Raw genomic sequence first — 13,660 nt, forward strand, 5'->3', positions numbered from 1 at the left:
CAGACCGCAGCGGACGCAGCACGGCCGCGTCAGCTGGTTCGTAGGTGGGTTCCCCGTTCTCCGGCCGGCCGCCATGCGGGCGTCCTGCATCCGTGAGGGGACGAGGGGTTAACTTACGTGGTCCGAGCATCCACGTCAAATCGGCGCTCCGGACCCCGGGACGCTTCAACGAGCCCGACGACGCGGGTATTCCGCCTGATCACGTTCGGGCACGTGACCTAACGCACGATGTGCGGGGTTTCTTCCCCGCCCGTGTGCGTCGGGACATGCCCGGCTCGCCCTGCGGCACCGGGAATGGATCTTGGTGGGCCTGCGCTCTACCCCCTGCGACGAGAGGACGGATCATGAGTGGAAACGGACGCGCGCTCGTGCTCGGCGGTGGCGGGGTCGCGGGCATCTCCTGGCTGACGGGCGTGCTCGCGGGGCTCGCCGCAGAAGGCGCGGACGTCACCGGCGCGGACGTGCTGATCGGCACGTCGGCGGGATCGGCGGTGGCCGCGCAGGTCGGCAGCGGCCTGCCCCTCGGCGAGCTGTTCGAGCGGCAGGCGGACCCGGCGCTGCAGAACCGGGAGCTGGTGCCGTCCGGGAGCGCGACGGTCGCCGAGCTGGCGGAGACCTGGATGCGGGTCGCCGAGGAGAACGACGACCCGGCGGCGATCCGGCGCGCGATGGGCGCGCGGGCGCTGGCCGCCGACACCGTCGACGAGGCCGCGCGGCGGGCCGTGATCGAGGCGCGGCTGCCCGTCCGCGAATGGCCGTCCAGGGACCTGCGGGTGACGGCGGTGAACGCGCTGACCGGTGACCTCCGCGTATTCGACCGCGACTCGGGCGTGCCGCTCGTGGACGCCGTCGCGGCGAGCTGCGCGGTCCCGCTGATCTGGCCGCCGGTGACGATAGGCGGCGTCCGGTATGTGGACGGCGGGGTCGCGTCGCTGAACAACCTCACGCTGGCCGTGGGCTACGAGCGCGTGCTGCTGATCGCGCCGATGGACGACCCGTCGCTGCCGAGGGAGGTCGCCGCGGTGGAAGAGGCGGGCGGGCGCGTCGAGGTGATCGGCCCGGACGAGGCCGCGCGCCGCGCGGCGGGTGCCGACCCCCTGGATCCGTCCACCCGCACTCCGGTGGCGCACGCGGGTCTCGCGCAGGGGAAGGCCGCCGCCGCCGGGATCGCCTCATTCTGGGCCTAGCCCGGCGGCGCGCCCGCCGCGTCCTGCCCGTCAGGCGGGGTCGGTGAAGGACGGCGGGCGCTTCTCGAAGTAGGCGCGCACGGCTTCGACCTGGTTGGGGCTGCCGCGCAGCGCGCCGAGCGCCCGGGACTCTTCGAGGAACTGGCCGGCGAGGTCGTGGTCCGCCGCGCGGTTCAGCAGCCGTTTGGCGCTGCGCACCGCGTCGGGGCTGTTGCCGGCGATCTCGCGGGCCAGTTCGGCCGCCGCGGCGCGCGGGTCGCCGGCGGTGCGGGTGGCGAGGCCGATCCGGACGGCGTCCTCGCCGGTGACCGTGCGGCCGGTGAAGGTCAGCTCCTTCGCGACGTCCTCGCCGACGAGGCGGATCAGCGCGGCGGTCCCGGTCATGTCGGGGACGAGGCCCCAGCGGATCTCCAACACGGACAGCTTCGCGTCCGGCGCGACGATGCGGATGTCGGCGCCGAGGGCTATCTGCAGGCCGCCGCCGAGGGCGTGCCCGTGGACGGCGGCGATGACGGGCTGCGGCATCTCCCGCCAGATGTGCACGGCCTGCTGCCCGAGGTTGGTGATGCGTCCCGGTTCGCGTTCCGTGATGTCGTTCAGCAGCCGGACGGCCCGCTCGCTCTCGCCGGTCCGGACGCCGTCGCCGGCCATGGCGGCGAAAGCGGAGAAGTCGAGCCCGGCGCAGAAGGCGCGTCCCTCGCCCGACAGGACGACGGCCCGGACGGACGGGTCGGCGGCGAGCGCGTCCCCGGTCTCGGCGAGCGCGTCGAACGTCGCCATGTCGAGGGCGTTCAGTTTGTCGGGGCGGTTGAGCCGCACGTCGGCGACCCCCTCGCGGACGTTCACGGTGACGCGGTCGGTCATGCGGGCTCCCCCTCGGTCGCGGCGCTCATCTCAGAGGGGACGATTCCATGCGCCGCCGCAGCCAGTCGAGGGCCACCTCTCCCTGATCCCGCTGGAAGGCGCGCAGGGAGGGCAGGCCGGGAGGCGGCGGCTGCCGGCCCGCGTGGACGAAGTAGCCGGCGACCGCGGCGACGACGGAGGTCACGGCCTCCTCGTCGGCGCCGCGGGCCAGGGGGTGGGCGCCGAAGACGTCGGCGGGGCTCGGGCCGCCCTGCAGGTGGACGCTCGGCAGCATCGCGACCAGGTCGAACCAGGGCGCGGCCAGGCACGCCCACGGCCAGTCCACGATGACGACCCGGTCGCCGGTGAGCAGGATGTTGTCGGCGCGCACGTCGGCGTGGGCGAGGGTCGTCCCGGCGGCGGCGTCCTCCCATGCGTCCTCCAGGGCGGCGAGCCGGGCCAGGTTCCGGCGCGCCCAGGGATCGAGGCCGGTGAGGTCCCCGCCGGCGGCGAGCCGGCGCCAGCCGCGGAAGGAGGCCCCGAAGCGCTCGCCGGCCGTCGGCGCGTCGATGGGCGCCGGCGTCATGCTGGACGCCAGCCGCACGAGCGCGTCCAGGACGCGGTCCAGCTCGGCGGCGTCCCACGGTTCGCGCGGGTGGCGGCCGTCGATGTCCTCGAAGACGAGCGTCACCCAGCCGGCCCGGTCGAAGGAGCCGAGGAGCCGGGGCACGGGCGCGGTCCCCGGCAGCGCGGCGGCGATGCGGGCCTCGGCGCGGTGGATGCCGGGGGTGTCGGGGTTCGGGGCGGGGCCGGCGCTCTTGACGAACGCGCGGCTCCCGTCGTCCAGCCGGAGCCGCGCCGCGACGCCCGGCGAGAAGCCGCCGGGCTGGGTCGCGGCGGCCACGACGCGCGCGCCCAGCAGCGTCTCCACGTCGTTCCGCACGTGGTCGGGCACGCTGTCCCAGGGGAGCCGTCCGCTCGCTGTACCGGCCATTCACGCATTCTGGCGGCACGCCCTCATGTGACGGGAACGATTTTCGCCTCGGCGAGGCGGCCGTCGCGGACGTCCAGGACGCCGATGGTGCCGTGCGGCTGGCGGCGCCGGTCGGTGGGCGATCCGGGGTTGAAGATGCGGACGCCGTCGCCGGTCTCGTCCAGCGGGATGTGGGAGTGGCCGAAGACGACCAGGTCGGCGCCGGGGAACCAGCGGCGCATCCGGGCGGTCCGGCCGCGGGACTGGCCGCTGTCGTGGACCATCGCGACGGCGAGGCCGCCGAGGTCGAGTTCGAGGCGTTCGGGGGCGCCCCAGGCGGCGACGTCCGGCCCGTCGTTGTTGCCGAGGACGGCGTGGACCGGCGCGTACTCCGCCAGCTCGTCCAGCACGGACGCCGTGCACACGTCGCCCGCGTGCAGGATCACGTCCGCGCCGCGCAGGTGCTCGGCCACCCGCGGCGGGCACGACTTCCAGCGCCGCGGGGCGTGCGTGTCCGAAACGACCACCGCTTTCACACCCCTCATTGTTCCGCAGGGAGCAGAATCAACCCGATGCGGATCGATATCGGTGACGTTCGGCTGTACTTCGACGTCGAGGGCGCCGGGCTCGTCCCCGACGGGCCGGCCATGGTCGAGCGGCCCGTGCTGGTCGCCCTGCACGGCGGCCCCGGCGCCGACCATTCGCTGTTCAAGCCGGTGCTGGGCCGGGCCGCCGAGTTCGCGCAGGTCGTGTACCTGGATCAGCGCGGCAGCGGCCGGTCTGACGCCGGCGACCCCGCGTCGTGGACGTGGGAGCGCTGGGCGGACGACGTGGTGGCCTTCTGCGACGCGCTCGGCATCGCGGACCCGGTGCTCGTCGGCACGTCCAGCGGCGGCTGGGTGGCGCTGACCGTGGCGCACCGCCATCCGGACCGCGTCCGCGGCGTGGTGCTCGACAGCGTCATGCCCGGCCCGGCCGAGGAGCGCCTGGAGATCTTCGAGCGGCTCGGGGGCGCGCAGGCCCGCGACATCGCGCGGCGGTACTGGAGCGGCGAGGACGTCCAGGAGGACTGGGAGCGGGTCTGCCTGCCGCTGTACTCGCGGCGGCCGGGCGGCGATCCCGACGCGGCGGACAGGCTCGCACGGATCCGCTGGAACCGCGACGTCATCGAACGCTTCCGGGACACGCTCGCCGCCCGGTTCGACCCCTGGCCCCACCTGGACCGGGTCTCCCGGCCCGTCCTGATCATGAACGGCGAGGACGATCCCGTCGCGACCGTCTCCGCCGCCCGGCGGCTCGCCGCGGCGCTCACGAGCACCGACGTGGAACTCCACGTCCTTCCCGGCGTCGGGCACGGCGTCTTCCGGGAGGCGCCCGAGCGGAGCATCGAGCTCCTCCGCGGTTTCGCCTGCCGCGGGTGATTTTGCCACGGCGGTGTCCGGACACCGGTGGGAAACAACTGTAAGCACGCTGTCATTACACAGTGCTGACCAGCGGAGTTAGGCTCAGAATTCCTCGCGTTCGTCCACAGGATTCCGGCCGTACGCCCCCGGTCGTTCCGACACGGCGACCCAGCACCGCGAGGGCGCATGAGGGCGGCCGGGCCCCGAGGTGGATGATCACTCCCTTGCACCGGCCCCGGGGTCCGGCCGCCTCTCCGCGCCGCGGCCCGCGCTACGAGGTCAGGTAGAGCTTGCGGTCGAAGACGCCGGAGCCGGGCGTGCTCTCGCCGCGGGCGATCCCGGCGCCGCTTCCGGTGCCGTTGGACGGGCAGAGGCCGCTGCTTCCCGACTGCCGCACGAGCATGATGTCGTCGGAGCCGCCCTGGGCGTCGTCCGCGTCCGGGAGCGGGCGGTTCGGGTTGTCGCGGTTGTAGACGTCGAGCCGGAGGCCCGGCGTGCTGCCCGTCTGGAACCCGTACCAGCAGGTGATGGTGATGCCGAAGATCTTGCCTTCGATCTTGAAGCGCAGGCCGCCGTTGATGGTCAGGACGCCGTCGCGCCCGCCGGCGACGGGGTCGTAGACGACCTGGCCGCCCCGGTCGGGGATCTCGCTGAGGTCGAGGTCGGTCGCGGGCGAGCTGAGCCCGTTGGACGTCCGGCAGGCGCCGATGGACGCGGCGGTGAGCTCGCCGGCGCCCGTGGACTCGACCGTCCCCTCCAGCGTCGCGCCGTCGCAGGAGCCGGTCACCTTCGCGCCCAGGAAGTCGGCGGAGAAGTCGATCGCGCCGACGGTGGTGACCTGCCAGTTGCCGGAGTAGGGCGCTCCGGCGGCGGTGTCCTCGCGGACGGTGGTGGTCGCGGCGGACGCGCCGGACGCCGTCAGCGCGAGTACCGCGGTCGCGGCGGCCAGCGGGGCGGCCGCCTTGATGATGGGAGCCTTCACGGGTATTCCTCCTCGGGGAAGGGTTCAATTCCTTCTACCCGAGTGATCACGGAAATCAAGACCCAGAGAAAAAGAGAATCGCATTTTAGCGGAGCCCGCTAAAACAGCGGATCCGATTACTAAGGCGACCGCGATATCGACCGCCGAAACTGCTGAATCGTGCGCGGCCCCGGCGGGCCGTCCGGCCGCCGGGGCCGGCCGTCACCCGTCCGCTCCCCCGGTCGTCGGCAGCCCGGCGGCGCGCCAGGCGCGGAAGCCGCCGACGACGTCGGTCGCGCGGGTCAGGCCGAGGTCGTGCAGGGACGCGGCGGCGAGGCTGGAGGTGTAGCCCTCCGAGCACACCACGATGACGCGGACGTCGTGCCCGGTCGCCTCGGGGAGCCGGGCGTCGGACGCCGGGTCGAAGCGCCATTCCAGGACGTTGCGCTCCACGATCAGCGCGCCGGGGATCTCGCCCTCCCGCGCCCGCTGGGCCGCCGGGCGGATGTCGACCAGCACCGCGCCCTCGCGCGCCTCGGCGTGGGCCTTGTCGGGTTCCAGCCGCTCCAGCCGGTCGCGCGCGTCGGCGAGGATCTGGTCGATCGTCCGTGCCATGTGTTCCCCTCACTCGGTGAGTTGCGCCTCCGCGGAGGCGAGGATCTCCTGGATGCGCAGGCCGTGCGCGGCGTCCAGCGGCGGGGCCTGCCCGCCGCGGACGGCCGCGGCGAACTCGTCGACCATTGTCGCGAACGCGTCGTCGCCGAGCTGCGACCAGTCGAGCACGGCGTGTCCCCTGCGCCCGTACACCTCGACGCGGGCGGGCGGCAGCTCGCCGGTCCCCGCCATCGAGACCGACGCCTGGCTGAGCACGCCGCCCTCGTGCTCCAGCGTGAGGCCCAGCCAGGCCAGCGGGTCGCCCTGCGCGCGGACGCCCACGACGCGGCCGAGGGAGGCGTCCAGCAGGTCGACGATGTGCGGGCCGAGGTCGAGCAGCGCGCCCTTCTCCAGCCGCCACGGCGTGGCGAACGGCCCGCCGCTCAGCACCGAGGAGACGAACGATCCGTAGCCGCCGAACGGTTCGAGGCCGCCCACCCGGCCGAGGAAGTCGCGCGCCGCGCGCGAGTAGCGCAGCGTGAAGACCATCTGGGAGACGACGCCCGCCTCGGCGATCGCGCCGGCCGCCCGGCGGGCGCCGTCCAGGTCCATGGCGAGGGGCTTCTCCAGCAGGACGGCCTTGCCCGCGCGGGCGGCGCGGGCGGCGAGGTCGGCCTGGACGTCCGGCGGGACGGAGAACGCCACCGCCTCGCAGGCGTCGAACAGCTCCTCGATCCGCGCGAACGAGGGCGCGCCGTGCCGGCCGGCCAGCTCGGCGGACGCCTCCGGCCGCCGCGCCCAGACGCCGGCGAGCCGCGTCCCCGGTCCCGCCGCCAGCGCGGGCGCGTGCACCATCCCCGCCCAGGGCCCCGCTCCGACCAGCCCCACCGCCACAGAATCGCTCATGGGGCAAACCTAGACGATCTACTCGCCGGTCAGCGCGCGGAAGAAGTCCCGGATGTCGGCGACGAGCAGGCCGGGCTGCTCCAGCGCCGCGAAGTGGCCGCCGCGGTCGAACTCCGTCCAGTGGACGATCTTCTCGGTGCGCTCCGCGAGCGCGCGCACCGGCGGCGCCGGCTCGAACGGGAACACGGCCACCCCGGTCGGGACCGGCGACGGCTCGTCCCGCCCCCAGGTGCGGGACGCCTCGTAGTAGAGCTGGGCCGACGACCCCGCGGTGTTGGTCAGCCAGTAGAGGGTCGCGTGGGTGAGGATCGCGTCGCGGTCGACGCCGTCCTCGGTCCATTCGGTGAACTTCTCGGCGATCCAGGCGAGCTGCCCGGCCGGGGAGTCGGCGAGCCCGTAGGCGAGGGTCTGCGGCCGGGTCGACTGGATCGCGAGATAGCCGCCCATGTCGGACGTGAAGCCCTCCAGCCGGGCCAGCCGCTCCCGATCGGCGTCCGGCAGCCCCTCCGGGGAGCCGAAGGTGAGCAGGAAGTTGAGGTGCACCCCGATCACCCGGTCGGGGGCGAGCCGGCCCAGCTCCCGGGACACGCCCGACCCGTAGTCGCCGCCCTGGGCGCCGTAGCGGTCGTAGCCGAGGCGCTCCATCAGCTCGGCCCAGGCCGCGGCGATGCGCCGCAGATCCCAGCCGGTCCCGGCGAGCGGGGCGGAGAAGCCGAAGCCGGGCAGGGACGGGACGACGAGGTGGAAGGCGTCGGCGGGGTCGCCGCCGTGGGCGCGCGGGTCGGTCAGCGGCCCGATCACGTCGAGGAACTCGGCGACCGAGCCGGGCCAGCCGTGCGTGAGCAGCAGCGGGGTCGCGTCCGGCTCGGGCGACCGGACGTGCAGGAAGTGGACGCGCTGCCCGTCGATGTCGGTGACGAACTGCGGGTGCTCGTTCAGCCGCGCCTCGTGGACGCGCCAGTCGTAGCCAGCGGCCCAGTGCTCGACCAGCTCGCGCACCCGCCGCTCGGGGACGCCGCGCTCGGCGCCGGTGCCGGGTACCTGGCCGGGCAGCCGGGTCCGGGCGAGCCGCTCGCGGAGGTCGTCCAGGTCGGCCTGCGGGATCTCGATGCGGAAGGGGCGGATGTCATCGCTCATGAGACGAGCTTCGCGCGCCATGCGGCAGGATCCTTGCCGCGATCGCGGGAGAATCGGAGACATGCTCGAGCTGGTACCTGGTCGGCTGGGACACGGCCCGGGACGGCTGGCGCACGTTCCGCGCCGACCGGATCGCCCTGCGCGTCCCTGAGGGCCCGCGGTTCACGCCGCGGGCGGCGCCGCCCGCGGACCTCGTGCCGCGCGGCGTGGACGCCGCGCTCGCGCGGCACCGGGCCCGCGTCACCGTCCGCGCGCCCGCGGCCGAGATCACGGCGCGGGTGCCCGCGTCCGTCCTCGTCGAGCCGCTGGACGCGGACACCTGCGCGGTGCACGCGAGCGGCGACACCCCGGAGCGGCTGGCCCTGAACATCCTCATGCTCGACGCCGACTTCCGGGCCGACGGCCCGCCGGAGCTGCTGGACGCCCTGCGCGCGATCGCCGGGCGCTGCCGGGCGGCCGCGGCCGGGCGCGGCTGATCAGCCGAGCTGGACGCCGAAGAACAGCGCGGCGAGGGCGCCGACCATGCCGACCGCGCCCCACACCGCGAGGCCCGCCGTGGACTTGGCGCGGGTGTGCAGGAACGCCCCCAGGCCCGACAGCAGGACGAACACGAGCTTCACTTCGAGGGTCCGCTGCGCCGCGTCGCCCATGTCGCCCGCGGTGATGTTCCACACGCCGGTGAGGACGAGCACGGCGAACGCGGGCCAGGCGACCATGTTGTAGCGGCGCGCGGCCAGCTTGGTGACGCCCTCGTAGCCGCGCAGCGCGGGCACGAGCGCGCCCAGCGTGATCTGCCCGCCGACCCAGATCGTCGCGGCGAGCACGTGCAGGAACAGGCGCACGTCGGCGGTGGTGAGGGCGAGCACGGATCCTCCTGGCTTCGGTCGGTTGACCGGGACGTTACCGCCCCCGGCGGCGCCGTCCGGCACCACCCCGGGGAATCGGGACCTTGGTCCCTAACGGCGGTCCGCGCCCGCACACCAGGCTGGACGCATGCAGCTCGACCACAGCGGCCTGGAGATCCTCGAGGAGGACGAGTGCCGCGCCCTACTGGCACGCGCGGAGATCGGGCGGATCGTGTTCACCCATCACGCGCTGCCGGCCGTCCAGCCGGTGAACTTCGCCCTCAGCGGCGACGACATCGTGATCCGGACGTCGCGGACGTCGCGGCTGGCCAAGGCCGCCGCCGACACGATCGTCGCGTTCGAGATCGACGAGTTCGACACCGCCGCGAAGACGGGCTGGTCGGTGGTCGCGGTCGGGCCCGCGCGGCACGTCACCGACGCCGGCGACGTCGCCGCGCTGGAGGCCCTGCCGCTGCGCAGCTGGGCCCCCGGCGAGCGCGACTACTTCATCCGCATCCGGCCCGAGCTGATCACCGGCCGCCGGATCGGCGACCGCGCCCCCGCCGCCTCGTGACCCCTCCCCGGTGAGGACCCCGGCGGGCGTCGCCGCCGCTGGAAAGGGCCAAGGTCCATCGCCCGCGGGACCATCGCCGCCCGGCGGGGACGTTCGCCCCCTGTGGCCCGCGCCCTCCGTCGAGAAACCTGGTGGCATGCGACCTGCCGGAGAAGACCTGGAGATCCTCGGCCGCGAGGAGTGCATCGCGCTGCTGCGGTCCGCGCCGGTCGGGCGCGTGGTCTACACCGACCAGGCCCTGCCCGCCATCCAGCCGGTCACCTTCGTCCTGGACGGCGACGAGGCCGTGATCATCCGCACCGCGCCCGGCTCGAAGTTCGACGCCGCGCTGCGCGGCGCGATCGTCGCGTTCGAGGTGGACGCCTTCGATCCGGCCGCCCGGACGGGCTGGTCGGTGACCGTGGTCGGGCAGGCCCGCGCGGTGACCGACCCGGCGGAGCAGGCGCGCCTCGCCCTGCTGCCGCTGCGGCCGTGGGCGCCGGGGCCGCGCGACCACTTCGTCCGCGTCCCGCTGTGGCGGGTCACCGGCCGCCGCATCCCGCCCGGCTCCTGAGTCCGGCCGGCCGCGCGCACGGGAACGCTCCCGCCCCCTGCGCGGGGGTGGGAGCGCTCATCGTCCGGGTCAGGGGCGCTGGACCCTCTCCCAGCCCCGGCGCGTCTCGTGCATGCCGAGGTGCTCGTCGCGGCTGCGGTACACGATGTAGGGGCGGGTCAGGTAGCCGATCGGCGCGGTGAGCATGTGCACCAGCCGGGTGAACGGCCAGATGCTGAACAGCACCAGTGCGCTCAGCGCGTGCAGCTTGAACAGGATCGGCACGCCCGTCATCAGGTCCGGGTCCGGCTGCAGGTAGAACACCGACCGGAACCACGGGGAGACCGTCTCCCGGTAGTTGTAGCCGTCGCCGATGATGTTGGCGGCGACCGTCGCGGCCAGCCCGATGACGATGGTGCCGGCGAGCACCACGTACATCAGCTTGTCGTTGCGGGTGGTCGCGAGGAAGACCGGCCCGACCGTCCGCCGCCGGTAGATCAGGATCGCCAGGCCGGCCAGCGTGCAGAACCCCGCGATCGTCCCGAGGACGACGGCGACGACGTGGTACATGTCCTCGGTGATGCCCGCCGCCTCCGTCCACCGGTCCGGGATCAGCAGCCCGCCGACGTGCCCGAGCGCGACGACGAGGATCCCGAAATGGAACAGCGGGCTGCCGATGCGCAGCAGCCGCCGCTCGTACAGCTGGGACGAGCGGGTCGTCCAGCCGAACTTGTCGTAGCGGTACCGCCAGACGTGCCCGAGGACGAACACCGCGATGGTGACGTAGGGCAGGGCGACCCACAGCAGGGTGCCGGCGACGCCCGCCTCGCCGCCGTTCTCCGCGGCGAGGGCGGGCAGAGTGCTGGTCATGAGCGGGCTCCAACGGTGGGATCGGGCAGGAAGACGGGGCCCGCCGCGGCGGCGTCGGCCCCGTAGGGCGCGAGGCCGACGGTCTCCTCCGGCGGCCCCTCGGCGATGAGGCGGGCGACGGCGTCCTCGGTGCGGCCGGTCAGCGGCGGCAGCGTCGCCGACACCGCGTCCAGGACCGGCGCCCACGGCGATCCCGCCTCGGTGAGCGAGATGCGCAGCAGCTCCAGTCCGGCGCGGTGCTCGACCAGCAGCCGCCGCCCCTCCTCCAGGTCGCCGGTCGCGGCGAACTCCAGGACCACGGCCAGGTGGTCGGGCAGCTCCCCGTCGTCCAGGTCGAGCCCGGCCGCCTGGTACGCCTGCTTGAACCGCAGCAGGGCCATGCCCCGCTTCCGGGTGTCGCCGTAGGCGTAGTAGGTCAGGTAGAGGCAGCACCGCCTGCGGTGGTCGAACGTGGCGACGTAGTCGGCGGCCAGCTCCCGCTGCGGCGTCGCGTCCAGATGGTCCAGGACGCGGCCGAGCGGCTCCGCGGCCGCCTCGGGCAGGCCCGCCACCGCGCGGCGCAGCAGCGGGCGGCGGCCCAGCAGCTCCTCGTCGGGGTAGCCGAGCAGCAGCGACGCAGCCTGCCAGGAGGTGGCCAGCTGGGCGTCGTCGAATCCGGCCCTCCTCGCGATCCTGGCTTTCACGGCTTCGGCTCCGTTTCGGCGGCGCCCGGGTCGGCGGGCGGGTTGGTGCCGTCCGGCCCGGCCTGCGAGTCGGGCTTGCGCTCGGGGAACAGGCCCGCGGGCGCGCCCTTGCCGTCCCAGTTGAGCAGGTTGACCCGCTTGTGCTTGTCGGCCGGGTCGACGGGGTTGTCGGCGGTCTGCCGCGCCCGCAGCATGTGGAAGTTCTCCACCGCGATCGGGTTCGGCCGCCCGGACGCCTCGCCGAACGGGCCGGAGCCGCCGGGCAGCCCGGCGCCGCCCATGCCGGGCCCGCCGTCGTAGTCCAGCGCGCACTCGGTGGCGATCTCCTCCAGGCTGTGCGCCTCCTCGGCGTGCGCCGTGGGGATCACGTACCGCTCGTCGTACTTGGCGAGCGCCAGCAGCCGGTACATGTCGTACATCGACTCGCCCGTCATGCCGACGCCCTCGGGGATGGTGTCGTCGGGCTCGCGGCCGAGGTTGATGTCGCGCATGTAGGAGCGCATCGCGGCGAGTCTGCGCAGCACCGCGTCGACGACGGCGGTGTCCCCCGCGGTGAACAGCTCCGCCAGGTACTCCACCGGGATGCGCAGCGCGTCGATCGCCGCGAACAGGTTCCCCTTGTCCTCGGCGTCGTGCCCGGTGTCGCGGATGACGTCCACCACCGGCGACAGCGGCGGGATGTACCAGACCATCGGCATCGTCCGGTACTCCGGGTGCAGCGGCAGCGCCACCTTGAAGGTGTTGATGAGCGCGTAGATCGGGGACCGCTGCGCGGCCTCGATCCAGTCGTCCGGGATGCCCTCCCGCCGGGCCGCCGCGATGACCTCCGGGTCGTTCGGGTCGAGGAACACGCTGCGCTGCGCCTCGTACAGGTCCTTGTCGTCCGGCGTGGACGCGGCCTCCAGCACCCGGTCGGCGTCGTAGAGCATCAGGCCGATGTAGCGCAGCCGCCCGACGCACGTCTCCGCGCACACCGTCGGCAGGCCGACCTCGATGCGCGGGAAGCAGAAGGTGCACTTCTCGGCCTTGCCGGTCCGGTGGTTGAAGTACATCTTCTTGTACGGGCAGCCGGACACGCACATCCGCCAGCCGCGGCACTTGTCCTGGTCGACGAGGACGATGCCGTCCTCGGTGCGCTTGTAGATCGCGCCGGACGGGCAGGACGCCGCGCACGACGGGTTGAGGCAGTGCTCGCAGATCCGCGGCAGGTAGAACATGAAGGTCTTGTCGAACTCCATCTTCACCTTGTCGGAGATCTCCTTGAGCAGGACGTCCTTGTCGCCGTGCTCCACGGACCCGCCGAGGTCGTCGTCCCAGTTCGCCGACCAGGAGACCTTCATGTCCTTGCCGGACAGCAGCGACTTCGGCCGGGCGACCGGCGTGTGCTCCTGCAGCGGCGCGTCGGTGAGGGTCTCGTAGTCGTACGTCCAGGGCTCGTAGTAGTCGTCGATCCCGGGCAGCTTCGGGTTGGAGAAGATCGTCAGCAGCTTGCGCCACCGGCCGCCGCCCTTGAGCGCCAGCCGGCCACGCCGGTTCAGCGTCCAGCCGCCGCGCCACTTCTCCTGGTCCTCGTAGCGGCGGGGGTAGCCCTGCCCGGGGCGGGTCTCGACGTTGTTGAACCAGACGTACTCGACGCCGCTGCGGTTCGTCCACGCCTGCTTGCAGGTGACCGAGCAGGTGTGGCAGCCGATGCACTTGTCGAGGTTCATCACCATCGACATCTGCGCCATGACGCGCATTAGTACTGCACCTCCTGGGAGCGGCGGCGGATGACGGTGACCTCGTCGCGCTGGTTGCCGGTCGGCCCGAGGTAGTTGAACGCGAACGACAGCTGCGCGTACCCGCCGACGAGGTGACTCGGCTTGATCAGCAGCCGGGTCAGGGAGTTGTGGATGCCGCCGCGGCGGCCGGACGTCTCCGCGCGCGGGACGTCGATCAGCTTGTCCTGCGCGTGGTACATGTACACGGTGCCCTCGGGCATCCGGTGCGTGACGATCGCGCGGGCGACGACGACGCCGTTGCGGTTGACCGCCTCGATCCAGTCGTTGTCGCGGACGCCGATCTTGGCCGCGTCCACGCCGCTCATCCAGATCACCGGGCCGCCGCGCGACAGCGACAGCATGAACAGGTTGTCCTGGTACTCGGAGTGGAT

General features: G+C 73.5%; 17 protein-coding genes. 5 read left to right on the plus strand and 12 right to left on the minus strand.

Going from position 1 to position 13,660, the window contains the following annotated elements:
- Positions 1–344: 344 nt before the first annotated feature.
- Positions 345–1,187 carry a patatin-like phospholipase family protein gene (locus tag ACIWVC_RS31950; RefSeq protein WP_396450168.1) on the plus strand — a complete coding sequence of 281 codons (843 nt, stop codon included), beginning with the start codon at positions 345–347 and terminating at the stop codon, positions 1,185–1,187.
- A gap of 30 nt (positions 1,188–1,217) precedes the next feature.
- Here ACIWVC_RS31950 and ACIWVC_RS31955 read toward each other — a convergent pair whose 3' ends face one another.
- From ACIWVC_RS31955 to ACIWVC_RS31965, 3 genes are read right to left on the minus strand one after another with little or no spacing between them, the layout of a single operon-like run.
- Positions 1,218–2,051, minus strand: a complete 834-nt coding sequence (locus tag ACIWVC_RS31955; protein ID WP_396450166.1) for a crotonase/enoyl-CoA hydratase family protein — start codon at positions 2,049–2,051, stop codon at positions 1,218–1,220.
- A 25-nt stretch (positions 2,052–2,076) separates the two neighbouring features.
- Positions 2,077–3,024 (minus strand): aminoglycoside phosphotransferase family protein, encoded by a 948-nt coding sequence (locus ACIWVC_RS31960; protein ID WP_396454977.1) that lies wholly within the window; start codon positions 3,022–3,024, stop codon positions 2,077–2,079.
- Positions 3,025–3,047: 23 nt separating this feature from the next.
- Positions 3,048–3,548 (minus strand): metallophosphoesterase family protein, encoded by a 501-nt coding sequence (locus tag ACIWVC_RS31965; protein ID WP_396450163.1) that lies wholly within the window; start codon positions 3,546–3,548, stop codon positions 3,048–3,050.
- A gap of 27 nt (positions 3,549–3,575) precedes the next feature.
- Between ACIWVC_RS31965 and ACIWVC_RS31970 the strand changes: the two genes are divergently transcribed.
- A complete protein-coding gene (locus ACIWVC_RS31970; RefSeq protein WP_396454978.1) occupies positions 3,576–4,424 on the plus strand; it encodes an alpha/beta fold hydrolase in 849 nt (282 codons plus the stop codon).
- Between the two features lie 253 nt (positions 4,425–4,677).
- Here ACIWVC_RS31970 and ACIWVC_RS31975 read toward each other — a convergent pair whose 3' ends face one another.
- From ACIWVC_RS31975 to ACIWVC_RS31990, 4 genes are all read right to left on the minus strand, one after another.
- Positions 4,678–5,388, minus strand: coding sequence for a hypothetical protein (locus ACIWVC_RS31975; RefSeq protein WP_396454979.1), 711 nt, complete (start codon positions 5,386–5,388; stop codon positions 4,678–4,680).
- 201 nt (positions 5,389–5,589) lie between these two features.
- Positions 5,590–5,982 (minus strand): rhodanese-like domain-containing protein, encoded by a 393-nt coding sequence (locus tag ACIWVC_RS31980; RefSeq protein WP_396450160.1) that lies wholly within the window; start codon positions 5,980–5,982, stop codon positions 5,590–5,592.
- A 9-nt stretch (positions 5,983–5,991) separates the two neighbouring features.
- Positions 5,992–6,867: a Gfo/Idh/MocA family protein gene (locus ACIWVC_RS31985; protein WP_396454980.1), complete on the minus strand. Its 876-nt coding sequence runs from the start codon at positions 6,865–6,867 to the stop codon at positions 5,992–5,994.
- 18 nt (positions 6,868–6,885) lie between these two features.
- Positions 6,886–8,004: an epoxide hydrolase family protein gene (locus tag ACIWVC_RS31990; RefSeq protein ID WP_396454981.1), complete on the minus strand. Its 1,119-nt coding sequence runs from the start codon at positions 8,002–8,004 to the stop codon at positions 6,886–6,888.
- A 77-nt stretch (positions 8,005–8,081) separates the two neighbouring features.
- Between ACIWVC_RS31990 and ACIWVC_RS31995 the strand changes: the two genes are divergently transcribed.
- Positions 8,082–8,480, plus strand: coding sequence for a helix-turn-helix transcriptional regulator (locus ACIWVC_RS31995; protein WP_396454984.1), 399 nt, complete (start codon positions 8,082–8,084; stop codon positions 8,478–8,480).
- Here the strand turns inward: ACIWVC_RS31995 and ACIWVC_RS32000 are convergent, their stop codons facing one another.
- Positions 8,481–8,870, minus strand: coding sequence for a hypothetical protein (locus tag ACIWVC_RS32000; protein ID WP_396454982.1), 390 nt, complete (start codon positions 8,868–8,870; stop codon positions 8,481–8,483).
- A gap of 127 nt (positions 8,871–8,997) precedes the next feature.
- Here ACIWVC_RS32000 and ACIWVC_RS32005 point away from each other — a divergent pair, with 127 nt between their 5' ends.
- A complete protein-coding gene (locus ACIWVC_RS32005; protein WP_396450152.1) occupies positions 8,998–9,423 on the plus strand; it encodes a pyridoxamine 5'-phosphate oxidase family protein in 426 nt (141 codons plus the stop codon).
- Between the two features lie 136 nt (positions 9,424–9,559).
- Positions 9,560–9,976 (plus strand): pyridoxamine 5'-phosphate oxidase family protein, encoded by a 417-nt coding sequence (locus ACIWVC_RS32010; RefSeq protein ID WP_396450150.1) that lies wholly within the window; start codon positions 9,560–9,562, stop codon positions 9,974–9,976.
- Positions 9,977–10,045: 69 nt separating this feature from the next.
- Here ACIWVC_RS32010 and narI read toward each other — a convergent pair whose 3' ends face one another.
- The 4 genes from narI to ACIWVC_RS32030 all read right to left on the minus strand — a co-directional run.
- Complete coding sequence (gene narI, locus ACIWVC_RS32015) at positions 10,046–10,825, minus strand: respiratory nitrate reductase subunit gamma (RefSeq protein WP_396450148.1); 780 nt, start codon at positions 10,823–10,825, stop codon at positions 10,046–10,048.
- On the minus strand, positions 10,822–11,508 hold the full coding sequence (narJ, locus tag ACIWVC_RS32020) for a nitrate reductase molybdenum cofactor assembly chaperone (RefSeq protein WP_396450147.1): 687 nt from the start codon (positions 11,506–11,508) through the stop codon (positions 10,822–10,824). Before narJ ends, narI begins: the two co-directional genes overlap by 4 nt.
- Positions 11,505–13,247 (minus strand): nitrate reductase subunit beta, encoded by a 1,743-nt coding sequence (narH, locus tag ACIWVC_RS32025; protein ID WP_396450146.1) that lies wholly within the window; start codon positions 13,245–13,247, stop codon positions 11,505–11,507. Before narH ends, narJ begins: the two co-directional genes overlap by 4 nt.
- The coding region (locus ACIWVC_RS32030) for a molybdopterin dinucleotide binding domain-containing protein (RefSeq protein ID WP_396454983.1) at positions 13,247–13,660 on the minus strand (414 nt) is incomplete at its 5' end. The genes narH and ACIWVC_RS32030, both read right to left, overlap by 1 nt.

The organism is Actinomadura sp. (assembly GCF_044508335.1).
GTDB lineage: Bacteria > Actinomycetota > Actinomycetes > Streptosporangiales > Streptosporangiaceae > Spirillospora.

Coding starts and splice junctions, on each gene's coding strand:
- ACIWVC_RS31985 (WP_396454980.1), bottom strand. CDS start 6,867: ATGAGCGATTCTGTGGCGGTGGGGCTGGTCGGAGCGGGGCCCTGGGCG.
- ACIWVC_RS31950 (WP_396450168.1), top strand. CDS start 345: ATGAGTGGAAACGGACGCGCGCTCGTGCTCGGCGGTGGCGGGGTCGCG.
- ACIWVC_RS31990 (WP_396454981.1), bottom strand. CDS start 8,004: ATGAGCGATGACATCCGCCCCTTCCGCATCGAGATCCCGCAGGCCGAC.
- ACIWVC_RS32010 (WP_396450150.1), top strand. CDS start 9,560: ATGCGACCTGCCGGAGAAGACCTGGAGATCCTCGGCCGCGAGGAGTGC.
- narI (WP_396450148.1), bottom strand. CDS start 10,825: ATGACCAGCACTCTGCCCGCCCTCGCCGCGGAGAACGGCGGCGAGGCG.
- ACIWVC_RS31960 (WP_396454977.1), bottom strand. CDS start 3,024: ATGGCCGGTACAGCGAGCGGACGGCTCCCCTGGGACAGCGTGCCCGAC.
- ACIWVC_RS32005 (WP_396450152.1), top strand. CDS start 8,998: ATGCAGCTCGACCACAGCGGCCTGGAGATCCTCGAGGAGGACGAGTGC.
- ACIWVC_RS31970 (WP_396454978.1), top strand. CDS start 3,576: ATGCGGATCGATATCGGTGACGTTCGGCTGTACTTCGACGTCGAGGGC.
- ACIWVC_RS31955 (WP_396450166.1), bottom strand. CDS start 2,051: ATGACCGACCGCGTCACCGTGAACGTCCGCGAGGGGGTCGCCGACGTG.
- narH (WP_396450146.1), bottom strand. CDS start 13,247: ATGCGCGTCATGGCGCAGATGTCGATGGTGATGAACCTCGACAAGTGC.
- ACIWVC_RS31980 (WP_396450160.1), bottom strand. CDS start 5,982: ATGGCACGGACGATCGACCAGATCCTCGCCGACGCGCGCGACCGGCTG.
- ACIWVC_RS31965 (WP_396450163.1), bottom strand. CDS start 3,548: ATGAGGGGTGTGAAAGCGGTGGTCGTTTCGGACACGCACGCCCCGCGG.